We start from the raw sequence: 21,422 nt of genomic DNA, 5'->3' as shown, positions 1-21,422 counted from the left end.
GAGCCTTTCATGTCAATTATCAGCACTTCTGTTAAACGGCCTGTCACGGTATGGATGTTCATGCTGGCGGTGATTTTATTCGGTATGGTGGGATTTTCCCGCCTAGCGGTGAAGTTACTGCCAGACTTAAGCTATCCCACATTAACCATTCGCACTATGTATGACGGCGCGGCGCCAGTTGAAGTCGAACAGCTCGTCTCTAAACCGATTGAAGAAGCCGTTGGGGTGGTCAAAGGCTTACGTAAAATCAGTTCTATTTCGCGCTCAGGCATGTCAGATGTGGTGCTCGAGTTTGAATGGGGCACAACAATGGATATGGCGAGTTTAGATGTACGTGAAAAACTCGACACTATCGCTCTGCCGCTCGATGTTAAAAAGCCCTTATTACTGCGTTTTAACCCCAACCTTGACCCTATTATGCGTCTCGCGCTGTCTGTGCCTAATGCATCTGAAGCCGATCTCAAACAAATGCGCACCTATGCAGAGGAAGAACTTAAGCGTCGTTTAGAGGCGCTATCTGGGGTCGCCGCCGTGCGTTTATCTGGCGGCCTAGAGCAAGAAGTGCATATTCAGCTCAATCAAGAAAAACTGTCGCAGCTCAATCTCAATGCCGATGATATTAAACGTCGTATTAATGAGGAAAACATCAACCTCTCTGCGGGTAAAGTGATCCAAGGTGATCGCGAATACTTAGTACGAACGCTAAACCAATTCAACTCATTAGATGAACTCGGCCAAGTGATCGTCTATCGCGACGAGCAAGCTTTAGTCCGTTTATTCGAAGTTGCTACCATCACAGATGCCTACAAAGAGCGTAGTGATATCACCCGCATCGGCAGTCAAGAATCGATTGAACTGGCCATTTATAAAGAAGGTGATGCAAATACTGTCGCTGTCGCCAAAAAACTGCGCGATGAACTCGTCAAAATCAATCAAGACCCTAAGCAAAATAAGCTCGAAGTGATTTACGATCAGTCTGAGTTTATCGAAAGTGCGGTCAGCGAAGTCACCTCTTCTGCGCTGATGGGCAGCTTGTTATCTATGCTAGTGATTTACCTGTTCTTGCGTAATATCATCCCGACACTGATTATTTCTATCTCGATTCCCTTCTCAGTGATCGCCACCTTTAACATGATGTATTTTGCCGATATCAGCTTAAACATCATGTCATTAGGTGGTATTGCCCTTGCCATCGGTCTCTTGGTCGATAACGCCATTGTGGTATTAGAGAACATAGACCGCTGCCGTAGCGAAGGCATGAGTAAATTAGAAGCTGCAGTGACGGGGACTAAAGAAGTGGCAGGCGCAATTTTTGCCTCAACACTCACCACTCTTGCGGTGTTTGTACCGCTAGTATTTGTGGATGGGATTGCTGGCGCACTCTTCTCAGACCAAGCGCTAACGGTCACTTTTGCGCTGTTAGCATCGCTATTAGTCGCGTTAACGTCCATTCCAATGCTGGCATCACGTGAAGGCTTTAAAACCTTACCCGCGCTGATAAAAACGACACCTAAGGATAAACCCACCACTAAAATGGGCAAGCTTAAACACTATAGCGCGACTGTGTTTTCCTTTCCTATTCTATTAATTGTTAGTTACTTACCCAGTGCACTACTGACCTTAGTGTTGATTTTAGGCCGCTTCTTCTCATGGCTTATTGGTCTAGTGATGCGCCCGTTAAGCTCAGCATTTAACTTTGTCTACCACAGTATTGAGAAGGTTTATTACAAGCTTCTGGCCTCGGCGCTGCGCCAACAAAAAGCAACACTGTTACTCACGATTGCAATAACAGGCGCTTGTATTAGCTTGTTACCGCGACTTGGTATGGAGCTTATTCCGCCAATGAATCAGGGTGAGTTTTATGTGGAGATCTTGCTACCGCCGGGTACGGCAGTGAGCGAAACCGACAAGATATTACAGCAACTTGCACTGTCCATTAAAGACAGAGCCGAAGTTAAACATGCTTATAGCCAAGCCGGTAGTGGCGGTTTGATGACTTCGGATACTGCCCGCGGGGGTGAAAACTGGGGCCGCTTGCAAGTAGTGCTTAACGACCACAGTGCCTATAACGCAGTCACTCAAGTATTACGTGATACTGCGCGCCGCATTCCTGAACTTGAAGCGAAAATTGAGCAACCTGAGTTATTCAGCTTTAAAACGCCACTGGAAATTGAGCTCACAGGTTACGATTTAAACTTACTCAAACGCAGCGCAGATAGTCTAGTCAAAGCATTATCCGCATCGGAGCGTTTTGCCGACGTGAACACCAGTCTACGTGATGGTCAACCTGAGCTAAGTATCCGTTTCGATCATGCAAGGTTAGCGGCTCTAGGAATGGATGCGCCAACGGTTGCAAACCGTATTGCCCAACGTGTTGGTGGTACTGTTGCCAGTCAATACACAGTGCGTGACCGTAAGATTGATATTCTGGTGCGCAGTGAACTCGCGGAGCGGGATCAAATCAGCGATATCGATGCCTTAATTATCAACCCGAACAGCAACCAACCTATTGCATTAAGCGCAGTTGCAGAAGTTTCATTGCAATTAGGCCCATCTGCGATTAACCGCATCAGCCAACAACGTGTGGCTCTCGTATCAGCTAACCTCGCCTATGGTGATTTAAGCGATGCGGTTGCACAGGCGCAGCAGATACTATCGCAACAAGTGTTACCCGCATCGGTTCAGGCCCGTTTTGGTGGTCAAAATGAGGAAATGGAGCACTCATTCCAATCACTCAAAATTGCCCTTATCTTAGCGATTTTCTTAGTGTATTTAGTCATGGCGAGTCAGTTTGAATCACTATTACATCCCTTGCTTATCCTCTTTGCCGTACCTATGGCATTAGGTGGCAGTGTACTTGGGCTTTATATCACCCAAACTCACTTGAGTGTGGTGGTATTTATTGGCCTTATCATGTTGGCGGGGATCGTCGTGAACAACGCGATTGTGCTTGTGGATCGGATCAATCAACTGCGTAGCGAAGGTGCTCAAAAACTTGATGCCATTCGCGATGCAGCTAAATCGCGCCTACGCCCGATTATGATGACAACCCTCACCACGACCTTAGGCTTATTGCCGATGGCGCTAGGTCTAGGTGATGGCTCAGAGGTACGCGCACCGATGGCGATTACGGTGATCTTTGGTCTGAGTTTGTCAACATTACTGACCTTAATAGTGCTCCCAGTGCTCTATGCCCTGTTCGACCGTAAAGAATACGCAGTAACTGGCTCACATATAAACGTAGAGGAGGCTCGCCCATGAACCTCACCCGTTTAGCCATTAAGCGCCCCGTAACCACCAGCATGTTCTTCTTTGCTATCTTGCTGTTTGGTCTCGCCTCGAGTCGCCTATTACCGCTGGAAATGTTCCCCGGTATCGATATCCCACAGATAGTGGTGGAAGTGCCTTACAAAGGCTCGACCCCTGCTGAAGTGGAACGCGATATTACCAAAGTGCTGGAGGAATCCCTCGCGACTATGGGTGGGATTGATGAGCTTGAATCAGAATCCTCCCAAGAAGGCGCCGAAATCGAAATCAACATGAAGTGGGGGGAAAACGTTGCTACTAAGAGCTTAGAAGCGCGGGAAAAAATCGATGCAGTGCGACATTTACTGCCCAAGGATGTGGAGCGGGTCTTTATCCGCCAATTCTCCACCGCCGACATGCCTGTGCTCACCATACGCATCTCAAGTGATCGTGAGCTTTCAGGTGCATTCGATCTACTCGATAAACAGCTCAAGCGTCCACTTGAACGTGTTGAAGGTGTCTCTAAGGTCAGCCTGTACGGCGTTGAGCAAAAGCAAATTGAGGTACGCATCAATGCCGACCGCCTTGCCGCCAGTGGATTTTCAGCCACAGATTTGCAACAACGTCTCGGCAGAGAGAACTTTGTGCTGAGCGCAGGTACACTCAGGGCCAGTAATATCGTTTACCAAGTTTCACCTAAGGGTGAGTTTAGAAACCTTGAAGATATCAAAGCACTAGTACTTATCCCCGGATTGACCTTAGGCGATATCGCCGATGTGCAATTTGCCCTACCTGAACGTATCGAAGGTCGACATTTAGATAAGCACTATGCCGTGGGTTTGGATGTTTTTAAGGAATCTGGCGCTAACTTAGTCGAAGTGTCAGACCGTGTCATGAAGGTGATTGAGCTTGCGAAACAGGACCAACAGTTCCAAGGTATTCGCCTGTTTATCATGGAAGATCAAGCCTCTGGAGTAAAATCTTCACTAATGGATTTGCTGCTTTCAGGGTTAATCGGTGCACTGCTGTCCTTTATAGTGCTGTACTTATTCCTGCGTAATTTGAAAATGACTTTAGTGGTTGTGTCATCCGTGCCTATTTCAATCGGTATGACGCTCGCCGCTATGTATCTACTCGGTTACAGCTTGAATATTCTGTCTATGATGGGACTCCTGCTCGCCGTCGGTATGTTGATTGATAACGCTGTAGTTGTCACTGAGAGCGTACTGCAGGAAAAACAAGGTAAACACCCTAAAGACAATGAAGAGTCTGTCATGACGGGGGTCGATAAAGTGTCTCTGGCGGTATTGGCAGGCACAATGACAACCGCCATTGTATTTTTACCTAATATTTTTGGCGTAAAAGTCGAGATCACCATTTTTCTAGAGCATGTTGCTATTGCGATTTGTATCTCACTCGCCGCGTCGCTATTGGTCGCAAAAACCTTAATCCCTTTGATGTTGACTAAGTTCCACTTCGACATCGCCCCCGAAAAGGATGCGGGTAAATTACAACGTTTTTACAATAATACCCTAGATTGGGTATTGCTCAGACCTTGGCGTTCAGGCGTGATTGCTGTAGCGATACTCGCATCCACCGCCCTGCCGCTATCTATGGTTAAACAGGATCAAGAAGACAGCGAGAGCAATGAACGAATCTACATTAACTACCAAGTAGAAGGTCGACATAATCTCAATGTCACTGAGGCGATGATCAACCAAATGGAAGAGTATCTTTATAACAATAAAGAGGAATTCCATATTGATTCGGTCTACAGCTATTATGCCTCTGACGATGGCTCATCGGTGATCCTCCTAAAGAAAGATTTGCCTATATCAGTGGATGAGTTAAAAAAGAAAATCCGTAGCGGCTTCCCTAAGTATTCCATCGCCAAACCGCAATTTGGCTGGGGCAATGACAACTCTGGCGTGCGAGTCACACTGACAGGACGTTCAACCTCTGAGCTAATTAATTTGAGCGAGCAAGTTATTCCTTTATTGCAAAATATCAAAGGATTGCAAGATGTTCGCTCCGAGCTTAACGGCGCTCAGCAAGAAGTGATTATCCGCATTGATAGACAAATGGCGGCGCGGTTAGATTTAAAACTCAATGAAATTGCCTCAAGTATCTCCATGGCACTGCGCGGTTCACCGCTGCGATCCTTCCGCCACGATCCTAATGGCGAGCTGCGCATCGAAATGGCCTACGAGAAAGAATGGCAAAAGTCACTTGAGAAACTCAAGCAGTTACCCATAGTACGCCTCGACCAAAGAGTGTACACCTTAGATAATCTGGCGAAGATTGAGATCCAACCCCGCTTCGATACTATCAAACACTTCAATCGCCAAACTTCGCTGTCGATTGGGGCTAACTTAGAAAACCTCACCACAGAAGAGGCGCAAACTAAGATTAAGCAAGTGATGGAAAATATCCGTTTCCCCGATGGTTACGACTATTCACTCCGTGGTGGCTTCGAGCGCCAAGATGAAGATCAGAACGTGATGGTGACTAATATGCTCTTGGCTGTCGCGATGATTTATATTGTTATGGCGGCGTTGTTTGAATCTCTACTGTTACCGACGGCGATTATTACCTCGATCCTATTTTCCATCACAGGTGTATTCTGGGCGCTGTTTATCACAGGCACCCCTATTTCTGTGATGGCAATGATAGGTATCTTGATTTTAATGGGGATTGTGGTAAACAACGGTATCGTTCTGGTAGATCAGATCAATCAGATGACACCGGATCTCGACAAATTGTCTGACACCATTCGGGAGGTGTGTATCACCCGTTTGCGGCCAGTGTTAATGACAGTAGGTACAACAGTACTGGGATTAGTCCCACTGGCGATGGGTGATACCCAAATCGGTGGTGGCGGCCCGCCATATTACCCCATGGCAATCGCCATTATCGGTGGCTTATCGTTCTCGACAGTGACTAGTTTGTACTTAGTCCCCCTGTGCTATCAAGCATTTTATCGGATGCGTCACCGCGCAGCGATTCGCTTAGGCCAAGCCGATCACTTTGCCAAAAAACTGTTACCTTGGACGGTTTAGTTGTCTTGGATAGCTGATGTTCTTGAACAGTTCAGCAATCTTCGACAACTTAATATGCCATTGAATTTGTAATAAAAAGGCTGCTGTGCGGCCTTTTTTCTTTTACGAATTACGCTCTATACTTTTACTGCGGTAAAACCCTAAACTGGATCATAAACAATTGCTCAAGACCGGGATAAATTTCTGCAATCACATCACGTAGCTGCGGCAACGTCATATTCTCTTGCTTAGCATGAATGTCTGAGAGCTCAGTTAAGGTCACTGGCACGACATCAATAATATAGATATCACAAAACCAGCGGTCGGTTTCGAAGGTTGAAACGGGAAGTGTTTGACCTGCAATCACATGGGATTCCGTTTCATCACGCAATGTAATGGTTTTAGTGCCACTTAATATATCGTGCTCAAAGCGCTCAAAAAAAGTGATTTTAGTTAATAACACACATCTTCCTCAACTCAGGATATGAGCAATAAAATAACAGTAGAGTCAATTATTCAAACTCATAATGCTAGGCAATATAATGGCTTTTGATCCACACTGACAGTCTACACCGCAGAATTTGCAGCATTTGTCGTGTGAAATACTAACAGCGCCGTTTAAGTCAAATTGTTATGCTAACGCCATTTAGCAAAACTAGTTCTCAAAGAGTAGCCGTTGTTTTCGACAAAATTCAGCAAAACATGGTCAGTTCGCTCAGATTGAGTTAGAATCCCGCCTCAATTGAGCCCTTGGCCTCATATTCCTGCGCGTAGCGGGTGCGAAACGAAATTAGAGACGTCATGAACAAGAAACAAAAGATCATCAAGAAAATAGCTAAACGCGCTAAGGCCAGACTGAATAAAGTCGACCCAGTGACTATCGGCTCACCTGCAAAATCAGGTTACATCTCTAAGGCTGATCGCGCAAAAATGGCGGCATCAGAAGCTGCGACTGAACAAGTCGAAGGCCAACAAGACACGCCAAGTATTGAAGAATAAGAAGCTCAGCAGAATAGTCTTTTAGCGGCGTATTTTGGCATTGTTAACTTAACTAAATGAAGTGCAAACGCCGTTTCAAACAAAATGCCACAAGCAATCTTGTGGCATTTTGTTTTTCAGCATTCCTATCATTAGCAGCTTTCTGACTGCTCCTCATTATTAAGAGCTCATTTTTATCTGCGTTCTTGCCCACTGCTTCTACACGGCACAGCTAAGCCACATAACGTCAATTAGGCTTTTTCCCCTCGTCTAAATAGGGTAATACGGGCTCATTCTCTTGCTCCTCCGTTAATTGCGCCATCTGCACGCAAGAGGATGAAAGCGGATTGGTCGCACTCGGTAAGTTCTGTGCAACACAATTAGCGATTTCCTCTTCCTCACTCAGTACGACATTGCGGGGGATAGCATTCGCAGCATCAAGATTAGGCGCAGCTGAAAACTGTGCCTGCGCCGCCACTTTATCCACTAAACGATAGGCAACCCATACACCTAATGTGCCAAACAAAATAGACCCTAAAATTTGCCCAATCAATACACCGTAAACCCCGCCCCAAAGTGCACCAAAATACACAAAGGGCACTGTGCCTAAAGTGGCTTTACCTACGTTAAATAGCGTGGAATATTTGGCCTTGCCAAGGTTATTAAAGGACGCATTCGCCACGAATAAAATCCCCGAAAAGATAAAGAATACCGCGATATAACTGCAGAAAAAGTGAATAAGATCAGCACTATCGCCCTTCATATCAAACACACTGACCAAATGTGACTTAAGCATAAACAGCAGCAAAGACATTACCAGCACATACACAGTACAAAACTGAATCGCTCGCGTTAAACTCTCACGTACTCGGTCAAACTGACCTGCGCCAAAGTTTTGCCCAACAATAGGTCCAATCGCGCCAGAGAGTGCAAAGATCATCCCAAAAGCCACAGGGATTAAACGCCCCAATACTGCCCAGCCTGCCACATAAGCATCACCGAAATCGGCGATCGCTCGGGTCACAAAGGCATTTCCGATGGGAGTTGCCACATTGGTTAACATCGCAGGGCCTGCAATGGCAAAGATGGGCTTAAGATCGGCGATAAAATGTGCCTTATCGAAATGGCCTAACAATTTATGCTTAACCACCACACCGCGAGCGGCAATCACAAATACCGCCACCCGCGCTAAAACGGATGCCAATGCAGCGCCTTCAATCCCCATGGCGAACATGAAGATAAAAATCGGATCGAGTACCGCATTAACGCCGCCCCCCGCTAAGGTCGACATCATAGATAACTTTGCATCACCCACAGCGCGCAAAGCCCCGCCGAGCGCCATCGCAAGACAAATAAAGGGCAAGGAAGGCACTAAGATATACAAGTAGCTGGCCGCAAGCTCAGCCGTATGGCCACTCGCGCCTACTAAGGCAACTAGCTCAGGAATGAAGGTGGTGACCACAGCCGCCACCAGCACACTAATCAGTGTCGTCACAACCGCGCTATTGAGTAATAAGCGCTTTGCCAACACCACCTCTTTTGCGCCAATCGAGCGAGACACTAAAGCGCCTAAAGCAATTGATAAGCCTATCCCAATGGACGTAGTGAAAAAGGAGATACTGCCCGCATAACCTACAGCAGCAGCAAGCTCATGCTCCCCCAATAGGCTCAGGAAAAAGATATCCAGTAAATCCACGACAAATAAGGCAGAAATCCCTACCGCGGCGGTCGAACTCATCACTAAGATATGGCGTAATATGGGGCCTTCAACAAACTTGGCTTGCGTCATACGTGTCTTTTACCTACAAAAAATAAAAAGTGTTCGCCGAAGTCATCATGAAACGCCTTTATCGACGGGCACATCTAGGCTATCTAACTCACATCCACAACGACTACAATACATGGCATCAATATCATGACCTGTCTTATGGCATTGATTGCACGAGCGTAAATCTCGATGGCGCCCTACTTCTTGGGATATCTCGGCGGTTAAAATCCCCGTTGGGATTGCAATAATCGAGTAACCAATCAGCATAGTAAAAGCCGCAATCGCCTGACCTAATCCGGTTTTCGGGGTAATGTCGCCGTAACCGACTGTAGTAATAGTCACAATTGTCCAGTACACAGATTTAGGGATTGAACTGAAACCATTATCAGGCCCTTCAACCACATACATTACTGAACTCAGTACCATAACGATCAAACTGACCGAGAAGAAAAACAAAAAAACCTTACGACTCGACTGCATCATCGCCCTAAGTAGAACATTTCCTTCACTCAAATAACGCAGTAATTTGAGTACACGGAAAATCCTAAACAGCCTAAGTATCCGGATAACTAAGGTAAAGTTAGCACCAGGGATCAGCAACGCTAGATAACTTGGCAATACCGATAACAAATCCACTAAACCATAAAAGCTGCGAGCATATAACACAGGATGAGTCGCGCAGTACAAACGTAGGCCATATTCAATCGTAAAAATAATGGTAAATACCCATTCCAACACAGAAATAAGCTGGCCGTATTCGCGATGGAATATCTCTACTGTGTCGAGGAACACTAAGCCGACACTCAACACAATACACACCATGAGGGCGATATCAAAATAGCGGCCAGCGGGAGTATCAGTGCCAAAAATAATGGTACGTAATTGACGTTTTAACGGACTTTCGGATTCGATATTCTCAGACATAAAAGCTTTTCTTCCTTGCAACAAACTGACTAACACAGGGATTACAGCATAAATATGCCACGAGTCTGCCATGCAATTGCACCTAGCTCAAAATTATCTACTCACAGTAGGATAAAATTGCGGTATGATGCCGAAAAAAGCCAACAACCTGTGTTTATTTTCGAGGACTCCATGCGCGCCACCCTACTTTCCACATTGACATCTCTCACTGTGACTATCGCGGCTCTCGTTTCACCCGAATTACATGCCTCTGGCATGGGTAAAGTGGATCTGGTGGTGATCACTAAATCCGAATCCAGTATGGCTTTATTACGCGATGGCAAAGTGCTCAAACAATATCGCATCGCCATGGGTGACCTACCCGCTGGACACAAATTAAAGGAAGGCGATCAACGCACACCACAGGGGCGTTATACCCTAGATTATAAAAAGCCTGATAGTGCTTATTATAAATCGATCCATATTTCCTATCCTAATGAAGAGGATAAACTCAGAGCCAAAGCCTTAGGCATTAGACCCGGAGGCATGATCATGATCCACGGCCAAAACCCTAAGTCGTCACTGCCGCCAGAACAAGCCCAGCAATACAACTGGACTGACGGCTGTATCGCGATTACCAACGCCGAAATGGATGAAGTGTGGAAAGTGGTCGATGAAGGAACACCAATTGAGATTTGGCCGTAACCTTAGCCAATATCCAGATGGCAAAATGCCAAATAGATAATTGAACGATATCAAACACGCCCAGCTTAATGGGCGTTTTTATTTAACCATTAAAAGCATTATGTTAGTTGTAATAGTCTCAGTCAGTTACTTAAGGGATAAAACTAACGCCAATAGAAATGCCTTGGAGTATTTATGCCTAAATTCAACGAGCCTGTTGCGCCGCACAGTGCAAACCTCAGCTATGAGCAATTAATCCAAGGCTGGCCAGCCTTCGAAGCACAAATTTTAGCCTTGCTTGAAACCTTAGACTTAGCAGATAAAGCACTGGTTTGCGACCATGTCGCGCTGCGCGTCAATTCCATCGCCAGTGCCGATGCCCTGCGCGACGCCTTTAGCCGCATAGGAAAAATCATTTCAGACAACATCATCAATGGCCGTACGATTCTGATCATCGAGCTAGACACGCCACTCACACTCGGTCAATTTAGCATTGCCTGCGTCGAGCTTCCCTACCCCAGCGACAAAGTCTATCCACAGGAAGGCTGGGAGCACATAGAATTAGTTATTGATTCTAAAGCCAAAGATTGCGATACCTTAAGCCAAGATTTACTGGTCTTATGTCCAACACTCCACCCTTTACTCAACCTAGGACTGAGTCCATTGCCGCAATCTGAGCAGACAGCTGAATCAGAGCAGTCAAGATTACCAGACTTGCCATCCCTTGCTGAGATTAAAGTCAAAATGAGCTCGCCCAAAGGCGATAAAGAACGTTTAGCCAATCCAACTATCGCCTTTAAACGCGGCAATGTGTGCATTAAAGTGCATCCCCATGGCATAAAAGCGGTCATCGCGAGCGAACAAGTATCTGAATGTTAAGTCAGACTTAAACTCAGGCAGATAAAACTGAGCTTAGATTTTCATCGGCACTTGCCTTAGCTAAAACCTACGACAGTAACTGAGTTAACATCTGAGTTGATGACAATTTAATCAGATTCAATATTCTCGTTATTTTTAGGTCAGTTTTTTGGTGGTTTTGTCAAAAATCGCCAAAATTAAATCTAAAAAACAGCATATTTAGCGTAACTTAGGACATATAACTCGCAGATGCCATCAGGCACAAATTATCGTGTCCAGTAGATGGATGCTATGTGCAAACAGAGGATCGCCAATGAAGCCACACAAGAACGAAGCACAAATATTGAAGTTCGCCATGGAAATCGGCGTGGGCTATGCCAAAAAACGCGGATATGCAGACTTTGACAAAGGCATCTCACCCAAAGACAAAGTGGAATGTATTTACCGTTTATTGGTCACTGACAACTTGATTCAGCCACTGGCCAAAGATAAAGAAGATGGGCCAAACATGAAACATAAACTGATTTTATGGATCACCCGCCAACTGCCTGCTGATCATCCACTATTGAAGTAATCTTTTTAGGCGACTCGGTTAAAAATGATTATTGGCAAGCGGACATTTGAAGCTAGCCTAGAAAGAAGCCAACTCACTATGTGTTCACGATAAGGATCACCATTAAATGGCGCATTATTGCGCCATTTAAGTGAGCCAGAGTTGAATATCGAACCTAGCCCTTTTTGGCCGCTTTGTTGGCTTTCTCATTCGCTAGCACTGTTGCCATTGGCGGCACTATGGTTGTAGGGTCGAGGCGCATTTGATACCAGTTCACTCGCCAATCTAAGTGTGGGCCATTTGCACGGCCTGTTGCGCCCACCTCTGCAACAGCTTGGCCTTGCTTAACCGCTTCACCCGCGTTGACGTACAGCTTACTCAAGTGCAAAAAACTCGAACTCACGCCATAACCATGATCGATCACCATAGTCCCGCCCGAATAAAACATGTCAGGCACAGAAAGACTAATAACACCATCGGCGGGTGCGACCACTACAGTGCCGGTTTTCGCCGCCACATCCACCCCAAAGTGTGGATTACCGGGTACATCATTATAAATACGTTGGCTGCCATAAACCCCGGAAATACGCCCCGTCAGCGGCCAAATAAACTCCTGTAAAAAGGCCGTTTGCTCGCTAAATGTTGCCCGCGCCGCTTTCACCTGCGCCGTGTCTTTCGCCGCTCTTTCCTGCGCGACAGGATCAGGCTTCATAATCTTCGAGCTAATGCCCTTTACACTTTGAATATCGTACTCTCGCTTGGTTAAGGTTAAAGGCTTAACCTCAGTCAAACCATCGGGATAAACCAAGGTTAGCTGCTGGCTCAGTTCACCGTCGCGATCAAAACCAAAGGCAAAATGGCCGTCTGGCGTGACCTTGATGGCTTCACCATTTAAGCTAATCTGAGTGCCCGCTGGCGCTTGACCCCGCATTAATGCGCCTTGCTCTAACTTACCCTGTAAACTCACCTCAGCTTGTACCTGAGGCGCAATGAGCACTAGGCCCAAAGTGAATAATGCCGATAAGCAGCGCACTGGATTTGAACTTAGGGGGGCTCCACCGTGAGATAAAAATTGCGATACTTTATTTCCCAACATCTTATTATTTTCCAGCATCTTAGTTTCCAATATCCTAGTTTCCAACATCTTCAAAAAATCCTTATCGAGGGGCAATAGGGATCAAGACCCACTCAATACATTCATCGCGACACAAAACGCAGCCGAATTCAATCAATGCCACGTTAACCTAACGCACCATAAAAATCGATTCTGCAAACCCACATCCCTGTCGTAATCTCAGTTCAGCCTATGCTAAAAACAAACAAAAAAGCCCCGATAATCTACCGAGGCCTATTAAATCCGTGATTAAAAGGTGAATAGTTTAAGTCCATTCACTTATATCAGCTCGTAGTGCCTATCCCTTAACGACAATCGCGCCCTTGCCAACACCTTCAAACGCCACCACTTTAAACTGACTTCCTGGCACTTTAGCGACTAATGTCGTGGCAATATAATCGGCTAACAACTCAACCGTCGTGTCGTGGGGAATTAAATCACAGCATTCCTTTGGCATTGCCAATTGGAAATCCCCTTGAGGGGCTTGGTAATGAAAGCCATAGTGGCTGTCATCGGTTATCCGCGTTTGCGGCGAAAGATTAAGGGTCTTAACTGAAACCAAGTCCTCTTCACTGCCTAAATAAATATCGTGCCAACGTTTGGCCCAATACTCATCCCACTTAGGTACTGGACTGCCATTTTCATAAACGTGAATAGGACTACGATGCCCATGGGCGATACGCTGACAATTACCATCGTGTTTACGTAAACCATGGCTGTAATGGTAATAAGGCGTATCGAGAATTTCGTGTCTCAAGGTGAGCGTGATCCCTTCGACATTCTTAGGTAAAGCTTCGCGCAATGCTTTCTGTAAAAAGGCATTCACACTGGGAATATCAATCTCTTCGGTCGGCACTAAGGCAAAGGCTTGTGAAGGACAGGCCAAATGAATTTCACCTAACTGACTATCAAAATCCATCCATACTCTATCACCCTGCTGTTGCCATCGCACACTGCTGCAGGCCGTAGGCACTAATAAACGATGATCGGCCACCGCATCTATGGTTTGCTTGATCGTGCGTTTGACTTTAGCAAAATCGAGTACCATGTTTTGCTCGTCTAATCCGCCCTCTAGCAGAACATCAACAATCCAACTCTCCCCCACCATGCCGCGCTTTGGGCACAAATAGGAAAAATCGATCACAGTTAAATCTTTGACAAACAATTGCATTAACGCTCCTCGGCAGAAAAACAGTCCACCTATATAATTTTATAGCACCGCTTGGCGATGGCCGAGCATGCTAACTTGAGGCACTCAACACGAGTTAACTCAACATGAATGGAGATTCTAATCAATTCCGTCTGTTGTCGCGACAAATGAATCCACTCGGCCCAATATTTTGTATCAGATGTTTGTATCAGGTAGTCGAAAATCCAGCAATGCAACTCATTGCAACCATCAGGTACCGATAGGCAGAAAGCAACAATGCATCGACCTTGTCGATTAACAGATAAAGCCTTAACAGAAATACCACTCAACCTAGCAAAATAACAACGTAAAAACAGCGAATTAGATCGCAAAAGCTTAATCCGCAACAGCGATAGACCCAATCGAAACAAAGCATTATCACTCAGCATCATTAACCGCTAGCATCCCTGTTAAACCATACAAAAACCAAGGTTATACAGGGAGAAATAAGATGACCAAACTTACATCTATCGCCATTTTCATCGCAGGTATATTAGCCAGTACCCATGCTATCAGTGCAGAACCCATCGAAGTCATTACAGCAGCCAAGATCACTGAGCCTGAAAAAGTTGAATTAGGTAAAATGCTGTTCTTCGAACCCAGACTGTCTAAATCTGGCTTTATCTCTTGTAACTCTTGCCATAATTTATCCACTGGTGGTGTCGATGCTCTGCCAACGTCCATTGGTCATCATTGGCAGGAAGGCCCAATTAACTCACCCACAGTGCTTAATGCCGACTTTATGCTGGCTCAATTTTGGGATGGTCGCGCCAGTGATTTGAAAGAACAAGCCGCGGGCCCTATCGCCAACCCGAAAGAGATGGGCTTTACCCATGAACTCGCAACTGAAACTATCGCCTCTATGCCCGCCTACCGAGCGCACTTCGCCAAGGTCTATGGCGATGAAAAAGTCACAATTGACCGTTTAACCGATGCGATTGCCACCTTTGAAAAAACCTTAGTTACCCCTAATAGCCCCTTCGATCAATTTCTTCTGGGCAAGCAAGAGGCCATAAGCGCGAATGCCAAAGCGGGTTACCAACTCTTCAAGGATAAAGGTTGCGTGAGTTGCCATAACGGCCCCGCTGTCGGTGGAACTATGTATATGAAAATGGGACTCATCAAACCGTTCCACACCAATAACCCAGCAGAAGGTCGTAAGGGCGTCACTGGTAAAGAAGCTGATAAATATGTGTTTAAAGTGCCGACACTACGCAATATTGAACTCACCTATCCCTACTTCCATGATGGCAGCGTCTGGACCTTGGAAGAAGCGGTGAATACCATGGCAGACATTCAATTAGGGCAAAAACTCTCTGACCAAGAAGTGAAAGAAATGGTCGCCTTCCTTGAGTCCTTAACGGGCGATCAGCCGCAAATCACGCTACCTATTTTGCCACCATCGAATAAAGATACGCCACGTCCAGTGCCATTTAGCTCCAATAATTAACATAGGCGACGAGTCACTGACTAAGAAGTACTCACTTAGAAGCTGAGTCAGCGCGACTTAGTTAGCAAAAAGGCCGAGAGTAAAAACTTTCGGCCTTTAGTTATTCGTTCGCTTAAAAAACGATGGATGAATTAAGTACTATTCGCCTTTAAGGCGACGATCAAGCTGATCTTTTAAGTTTGCTGGCACACCTTTGATTAAAATCGTGTCCGAGATGGGATCGTAAATCACCCGTTGACCTAAGTGGCCGCCATCAAAACTTAACGTTACGCCGCCACCCGTACCAGAAAACTTCTTCAATTGGCGCAGGGTTGATTTGTCGGCCGGAAACTCTTCATCAAGATCATAACTGCCGCCACGGGCAAAATCATAGAAGGAGTCCATACCTTGATCGGCTAACTCATCGGCCAAGTCTTTGATCTCAATGTCAGCGCCTTCATCGAAACGCTCACTACAGTATTCAAACACTTTATTGCGGCACTGCTGACGCTCGTCTTTCGTCAACTCACTGCTGGCAACAAAATCTTCAACCGCATTCATTAAGGTTTTGTTTTGCGCCTTAGTGTTGACGCCTTCTACGCAGCCCATAAAGTCGAGGAAAAAGTCGGCGACTTTACGTCCCGCACGGCCACGGATAAAAGAGATGTACTTACGAGAATCCTTATCGGCTTGCCACTCAGTTAAATCAATACGCGCCGCGAGTTGGATGTTATTTAAATCCAAATGGTTATTTTGCGACAGTTCCATATCGTCTAATACTGTCATTGACGACTTCGCACTTAATAAAGCCACAAACAAATAATCGCTAGTGATGCTGGTATAGCAAGACATCAACAGGAAACCGCCTTGACTGAAGTCGTACTTTGACAATTCTTCTTGCAGTAATTTACTGGCTTGACCGGAAAACTCCACAAACCCTAAATCGCCGCCACGGTATTGAGTTAGCGCATTGGCAAAAGCAGGATTCGCCTCACCGTCGTCACCATGGATACCAAAATAGCCAAAACCTTTACCGGCCTTTCCCGTATATGTCTGATGCAACTCGTCGAGCATCACCTCGACCGCCTGACCGTTCAGCAGAGGTTGAGGACGTAAACGGCAGCGTAATTGCCCCTGACTGTCCTGAGAAATCTCGTGAATAATTGCGTGTTCGATGTTAATACTCATAAGCCCTGATAGTGATACTGGGATAAATCCGCTATTATATGCCGCTAATCCATTCCAAAGTGAAACATTTTTTGATTATGGCAATCCAATCGAAATACTCAAACACCCAAGTTGAATCATTAATCGCCGAAATATTGGCTGTGTTAGAAAAGCATAAAGCACCGACTGACCTGAGCCTGATGGCATTGGGTAACTGCGTGACTAACCTGCTAGAACGTAAAGTGCCCAGCGAATCGCGCCAAGCCGTGGCCGAACAATTTGCAAAAGCACTCGCACAATCGGTTAAATCCCAGTAAGTTAACTGGGTAATAATCATCAAAAGAATATAAGATACAAGGCCTTTTAGGAATAAGCGGATCACTATGGTCGAGCGAAAAAAGCAAATGAGCCGCGATCGGGTTTCCCGGCTCATCAACTGGGGGCATTGGTTCGCCTTCTTCAATGGCTTATTAGCCATGATAGTCGGAAGCCGATACCTTGGCAGCGTGGGTTATCCAGAAACTTGGTATGGCTGGTTTTATCTGAGCGTCAGCACTATTGGTCAGTTTAGCTTTCTCGCCTTTATCGCCTATTTGATCTGCCTATTTCCACTAACCTTGATATTGCCCTATTCAAAGATATTAAGAGGTGTCGCGGCGGTGATCGCGACCCTAAGTCTTTGTATCTTACTGTACGATACCATTGTTTACGCCGATTACGGCATGCACTTGAGCCCCTTTGCCTTCGATTTAGCTTGGGCGGATCTCAATGCCCTGCTCCGTGGTACTTCTTATATCGTCACCCCGTTGGCCATCATCGCCATTGAACTGACCATGGCCAATTTTTTGTGGAAACGCATAGAGAAAATTCAAAAACTCAATTTAGGGAATAAAGTTATCACCTTAGTGTGTATCTGTTTTATCAGCAGCCACTTGATCCACATTTGGGCCGATGCCGCCGATATCACCGAAATTACCCGTTTCGACGATACTTATCCTTTATCTTATCCCGCGACAGCTCGCTCCTTTATGGAAAGTCACGGTATCGATGGTTCATACCAAGGCGATGACGTCAATCACAACACTAGTGTACTCAGTTATCCAGAGCAGCCACTCACCTGCCAAGCCGACACGAAAATCAACGTGTTGATGATTACCATCGACAGTTTACGGGCGGATATGGTCGATGGCAAAAGCATGCCATTCCTACACCAATACACTGAAAATAATCAATCTTTTACCCAGCATTTCAGCGGCGGCAACCAATTTAGAACGGGCATGTTTTCGCTACTCTATGGCCTGCAAGGCAGTTATGGCGATGCGCGAATTTTTAATAGCACCAGTCCTTTACTGACCAGAAGCTTTCAACAAGCAGGCTATGAATTGGGGCTTTTCCTCCCTGAAACCAATCTCAATTTGCGTTCATCACAAGCGATGTTTAATGACTTTAATCCTGTCGTAGCCAAAGAAACCAATGGCAGTGCCGATGCCGATTTGCACACAGTGGCCAGTTTTAACGAGTGGCACAGCATCCAACATAAACCTTGGTTGGCGCTCGTTAACTTAAAAGCGCCAGAAAATTTTGATACTCCCGTGGGTTTTCTGGGTATCGAAACAGTGAAAGCCAATACCGACCTGATGCCAGCACAAAAAGTACTGTTTAATCAATATCGCCAATCTCTGTATTTTGTCGATCAACAACTCAAGGCGATGCTGGCCAATGTGTCCAACGACACCTTAGTGATTATCACTGGGGTCAATGGCAAAATGTTCACCAGCAATAGTGATGAAGCGAATCGCAACCTGTCACCACAGAGTGTCAAAGTGCCATTAGTGATCCACTGGCCGAATACGGGTGCTTCTAAGGTCAAATACCGCACCAGCCATTACGGCATTGCGCCGACTTTAATGACCCACGTGCTAGGTTGCACCAATAACACGACAGATTACAGCGCTGGCCGCAGCCTATTACAACCTGACAAAGAAACGTGGATCTATATAGGTGATAGCCGTATTTTTGCTATCTATCAAGAAGCAGAAGTGACAGTGATTGACCGCCACGGTAAATATCGTATTTACGATGAAAACTATGAACATAGGCTCAATAAAAAAATGAGCGCGCCTGAATTGATTGAAGTGATGCGTGAAGGTCGACGTTTCTATAACCACTGAGCTTCATCATCTTAGTTAAAAAAGCCCCATTCCCGCAGGATTGGGGCTTTTTTATTCCCTCGCGACTGGATGAATACGAAATGCACGAAGCTTGGATTTAACTGTGTGGGTTGAAGAGCTGCGTGGCCAGTATCTTGAAGCTAGTCTCTTGTAGCTAGTCTCTTGTAGCTAGCCTCTTAATGATGGATCTTACCTGCCACTAAAGCCAAAAGCCGCTATCTTTAGATAACGGCTTTTTAAGGCTTAGGTTTAAATCAACTCAAGTCACTCTACAATCAATCGGCTTTAACCGTAGAGTAGCGTGCTAACCAATGGGCGTAGGAAGCGGGTAATACCCAAGATGGGCGCGCAATTTTCAAGGTTTGCGCCGCTTGATACGGCCAATGTGGATTCGCTAAAAACGCTTTACCTATCATCACTAAATCCATTTGTTCATCTTCAATGGCCGCATTAGCTTGATGTGGATCATCCATACCCCAAGACGTCGCAACAGGGAACCCCACTTCTTGACGAACCCGCGCTGCAATAGGCGCCAAAAATGCCGGACTCCATGGAATATTTGCCGTTGGGGTCGAGAAGCAAATGCTGACGTTCAGCATATCGAGCCCCGCTTGCTTAAATTGCTTCACCAAGGCTATCGATTCCGTCAGTGTTTCTTCATCTTTATGGTCGAATTCAATCACACCAAATCGCGCCGTTAAGGGTAAATGCGATGGCCAAACGTCTCTTACCGCGGCAATGGTTTCTAACAAAAAGCGCCCCCGCCCTTCGGCACTGCCACCGTATTGGTCGGTGCGTTGATTGGCATAGGTTGAAAAGAAACTTTGGGCTAAATAACCGTGGGCGAAATGCAGTTCTAACCATTCAAATCCTGCCGCTAAAGCACGCTTTGCTGCCGCCACAAAGTCGGCTTTAACCCGCTCAATGTCCTCAATCGTCATAGCGGTAGGCACTTTAGGTAAGTTTGCGCCAAATGCGACAGCTGATGGTGCAATCGGTTGCCAACCTCGCGCGTCATCATCGGCAATATGGTCATCCCCTTCCCACGGGATATTCGCACTCGCTTTACGGCCTGCATGACCAATCTGAATGCCTGCAACAGCACCCGCATTTTTAATCGCGCTGGCGACCTTAGCTAGGCCTTGGGCTTGTTCGTCATTCCATAACCCAAGGCATTTGGGGGTAATACGTCCTTCGGGAGAAACCGCAGTGGCTTCAACCACAACAAGACCGGCACCGCCACGGGCAAGGCTAGTGTAATGCACCTGATGCCAGTCGTTGATGAGTCCGTCCGTGGCTTGATATTGGCACATGGGCGCAACGGCAATACGGTTTTTGAGGGTGATGTCTTTAAGTTTGAAGGATGAAAATAGATCGGCCATGGTGTTTCCTGTGTCTATTAAGATCAAAAGGTATTTGAATACTGAATGACGACAGACTAGTCTTATCGTGCCATAATTAAAAGCACATACAGATTATAGATTTGATAAATTTTACTTATGATAAATCCACAGTGGTTACACACCTTTAGCGTGCTAGTCGAGAAAGGCAATTTCACCCGCACCGCCGAAGCTATAGGTATCACCCAAGCGGCCGTGAGTCAGCATATCAGTCGCTTAGAAGAAACCTACGGCACACTGTTTTTACGCCGCACCCGCCAGCTTGAAATCACTCCCATTGGGGAAAACCTGCTGACCTACGTCAAAGAAGTTGAATGCGCGCAAAAGCGCTTACAGCAGAAACTGATCCATGATGATACCAATGTCGGTGATATTAACCTTATCACTCCAGGTAGCATTGGTTTAACGCTCTTTCCGCTATTAATCGAATTACAACAAGCCTTTCCGGCGTTAAGCATTCGCCACCGTTTTGCCCCTGACAGTGAGATAGTGGCCTCAGTGTTGGCCAATGAACATGAAATCGGCATGGTAACCTTAAAACCTTCCGATCCTCGTATTCACAGCACACATTTTACCGAAGAGCCGCTTGAACTTGTGGTACCTGCGAGCCATAAACAACATGCATGGACTGATTTACAACGGCTAGGGTTTATCTCCCATCCCGATGGTGAGGCTATGGCGACTCGGCTGCTTAGCCGTAAATATCCAACTCACCCCGGCATTCAAGAGATCCCCTGCAAGGGATTTACCAACCAAATCAGCCTCATTCTCGAACCTGTCGCAAAAGGGCTAGGATTTACGGTTATACCGCAATACGCCCGAAAAGCCTTTGAACGACAAGAAGATATTTATGTTGTGGAATGTGGCAGCCAAGTTGTAGACACCATTTGGCTTATCCACCGTGCGGAATGGCCCTTATCACGC

Annotated in this window: 17 protein-coding genes; 10 read left to right on the top strand and 7 right to left on the bottom strand. The window is 46.1% G+C overall.

What is annotated here, in order from left to right; genetic code table 11:
* Positions 1-9: 9 nt before the first annotated feature.
* Positions 10-3,261: an efflux RND transporter permease subunit gene (locus L5M28_RS07625; protein ID WP_263195966.1), complete on the top strand. Its 3,252-nt coding sequence runs from the start codon at positions 10-12 to the stop codon at positions 3,259-3,261.
* Positions 3,258-6,305 carry an efflux RND transporter permease subunit gene (locus tag L5M28_RS07620; protein ID WP_263195965.1) on the top strand — a complete coding sequence of 1,016 codons (3,048 nt, stop codon included), beginning with the start codon at positions 3,258-3,260 and terminating at the stop codon, positions 6,303-6,305. Before L5M28_RS07625 ends, L5M28_RS07620 begins: the two co-directional genes overlap by 4 nt.
* A 124-nt stretch (positions 6,306-6,429) precedes the next feature.
* Here L5M28_RS07620 and yqfB read toward each other — a convergent pair whose 3' ends face one another.
* Positions 6,430-6,747 carry a N(4)-acetylcytidine aminohydrolase gene (yqfB, locus tag L5M28_RS07615; protein WP_173496818.1) on the bottom strand — a complete coding sequence of 106 codons (318 nt, stop codon included), beginning with the start codon at positions 6,745-6,747 and terminating at the stop codon, positions 6,430-6,432.
* Positions 6,748-7,085: 338 nt separating this feature from the next.
* Here yqfB and L5M28_RS07610 point away from each other — a divergent pair, with 338 nt between their 5' ends.
* Entirely contained in the window at positions 7,086-7,283 is a 198-nt protein-coding gene (locus tag L5M28_RS07610; RefSeq protein WP_028759693.1) for a DUF2986 domain-containing protein, read from the top strand.
* Positions 7,284-7,509: 226 nt separating this feature from the next.
* Here the strand turns inward: L5M28_RS07610 and L5M28_RS07605 are convergent, their stop codons facing one another.
* Positions 7,510-9,051, bottom strand: a complete 1,542-nt coding sequence (locus L5M28_RS07605) for an MATE family efflux transporter (protein ID WP_173496817.1) — start codon at positions 9,049-9,051, stop codon at positions 7,510-7,512.
* Between the two features lie 45 nt (positions 9,052-9,096).
* Positions 9,097-9,954, bottom strand: coding sequence for an ion transporter (locus L5M28_RS07600; RefSeq protein ID WP_028759691.1), 858 nt, complete (start codon positions 9,952-9,954; stop codon positions 9,097-9,099).
* A 171-nt stretch (positions 9,955-10,125) separates the two neighbouring features.
* Between L5M28_RS07600 and L5M28_RS07595 the strand changes: the two genes are divergently transcribed.
* The 3 genes from L5M28_RS07595 to L5M28_RS07585 all read left to right on the top strand — a co-directional run bounded on the left by L5M28_RS07595 (position 10,126) and on the right by L5M28_RS07585 (position 12,049).
* A complete protein-coding gene (locus L5M28_RS07595; RefSeq protein WP_028759690.1) occupies positions 10,126-10,638 on the top strand; it encodes a murein L,D-transpeptidase family protein in 513 nt (170 codons plus the stop codon).
* Between the two features lie 174 nt (positions 10,639-10,812).
* On the top strand, positions 10,813-11,496 hold the full coding sequence (locus L5M28_RS07590) for a VOC family protein (protein WP_263195963.1): 684 nt from the start codon (positions 10,813-10,815) through the stop codon (positions 11,494-11,496).
* 292 nt (positions 11,497-11,788) lie between these two features.
* On the top strand, positions 11,789-12,049 hold the full coding sequence (locus L5M28_RS07585) for a DUF5062 family protein (protein ID WP_006081993.1): 261 nt from the start codon (positions 11,789-11,791) through the stop codon (positions 12,047-12,049).
* Between the two features lie 154 nt (positions 12,050-12,203).
* Here L5M28_RS07585 and L5M28_RS07580 read toward each other — a convergent pair whose 3' ends face one another.
* Both L5M28_RS07580 and L5M28_RS07575 read right to left on the bottom strand, forming a co-directional pair.
* A complete protein-coding gene (locus tag L5M28_RS07580; RefSeq protein ID WP_411569169.1) occupies positions 12,204-13,142 on the bottom strand; it encodes a M23 family metallopeptidase in 939 nt (312 codons plus the stop codon).
* A 298-nt stretch (positions 13,143-13,440) separates the two neighbouring features.
* Entirely contained in the window at positions 13,441-14,313 is an 873-nt protein-coding gene (locus tag L5M28_RS07575) for a 6-carboxytetrahydropterin synthase (protein ID WP_263195962.1), read from the bottom strand.
* Positions 14,314-14,782: 469 nt separating this feature from the next.
* On the opposite strand from L5M28_RS07575, the gene L5M28_RS07570 reads away from it, so the two are divergent.
* Positions 14,783-15,781: a cytochrome-c peroxidase gene (locus tag L5M28_RS07570; RefSeq protein ID WP_173244445.1), complete on the top strand. Its 999-nt coding sequence runs from the start codon at positions 14,783-14,785 to the stop codon at positions 15,779-15,781.
* A gap of 138 nt (positions 15,782-15,919) precedes the next feature.
* On the opposite strand, the gene yejK is transcribed toward L5M28_RS07570, so the two are convergent.
* Positions 15,920-16,948 (bottom strand): nucleoid-associated protein YejK, encoded by a 1,029-nt coding sequence (gene yejK / locus L5M28_RS07565; RefSeq protein ID WP_006081997.1) that lies wholly within the window; start codon positions 16,946-16,948, stop codon positions 15,920-15,922.
* A 77-nt stretch (positions 16,949-17,025) separates the two neighbouring features.
* Here yejK and L5M28_RS07560 point away from each other — a divergent pair, with 77 nt between their 5' ends.
* Both L5M28_RS07560 and L5M28_RS07555 read left to right on the top strand, forming a co-directional pair.
* The gene (locus L5M28_RS07560) at positions 17,026-17,244 is read left to right on the top strand and encodes a YejL family protein (RefSeq protein ID WP_011847036.1); all 219 of its coding nucleotides are present in this window, start codon (positions 17,026-17,028) and stop codon (positions 17,242-17,244) included.
* A gap of 66 nt (positions 17,245-17,310) precedes the next feature.
* Positions 17,311-19,098 carry a DUF3413 domain-containing protein gene (locus L5M28_RS07555; RefSeq protein WP_263195961.1) on the top strand — a complete coding sequence of 596 codons (1,788 nt, stop codon included), beginning with the start codon at positions 17,311-17,313 and terminating at the stop codon, positions 19,096-19,098.
* A 275-nt stretch (positions 19,099-19,373) separates the two neighbouring features.
* On the opposite strand, the gene L5M28_RS07550 is transcribed toward L5M28_RS07555, so the two are convergent.
* On the bottom strand, positions 19,374-20,480 hold the full coding sequence (locus L5M28_RS07550) for an NADH:flavin oxidoreductase/NADH oxidase (RefSeq protein ID WP_263148935.1): 1,107 nt from the start codon (positions 20,478-20,480) through the stop codon (positions 19,374-19,376).
* 117 nt (positions 20,481-20,597) lie between these two features.
* On the opposite strand from L5M28_RS07550, the gene L5M28_RS07545 reads away from it, so the two are divergent.
* On the top strand, positions 20,598-21,422 hold an 825-nt coding region (locus L5M28_RS07545; protein WP_263202967.1), incomplete at its 3' end, for a LysR family transcriptional regulator.

This window comes from Shewanella sp. SW32 (genome assembly GCF_025653365.1).
GTDB lineage: Bacteria > Pseudomonadota > Gammaproteobacteria > Enterobacterales > Shewanellaceae > Shewanella > Shewanella oncorhynchi.
This window is presented reverse-complemented; position numbering and strand designations above follow the sequence as displayed.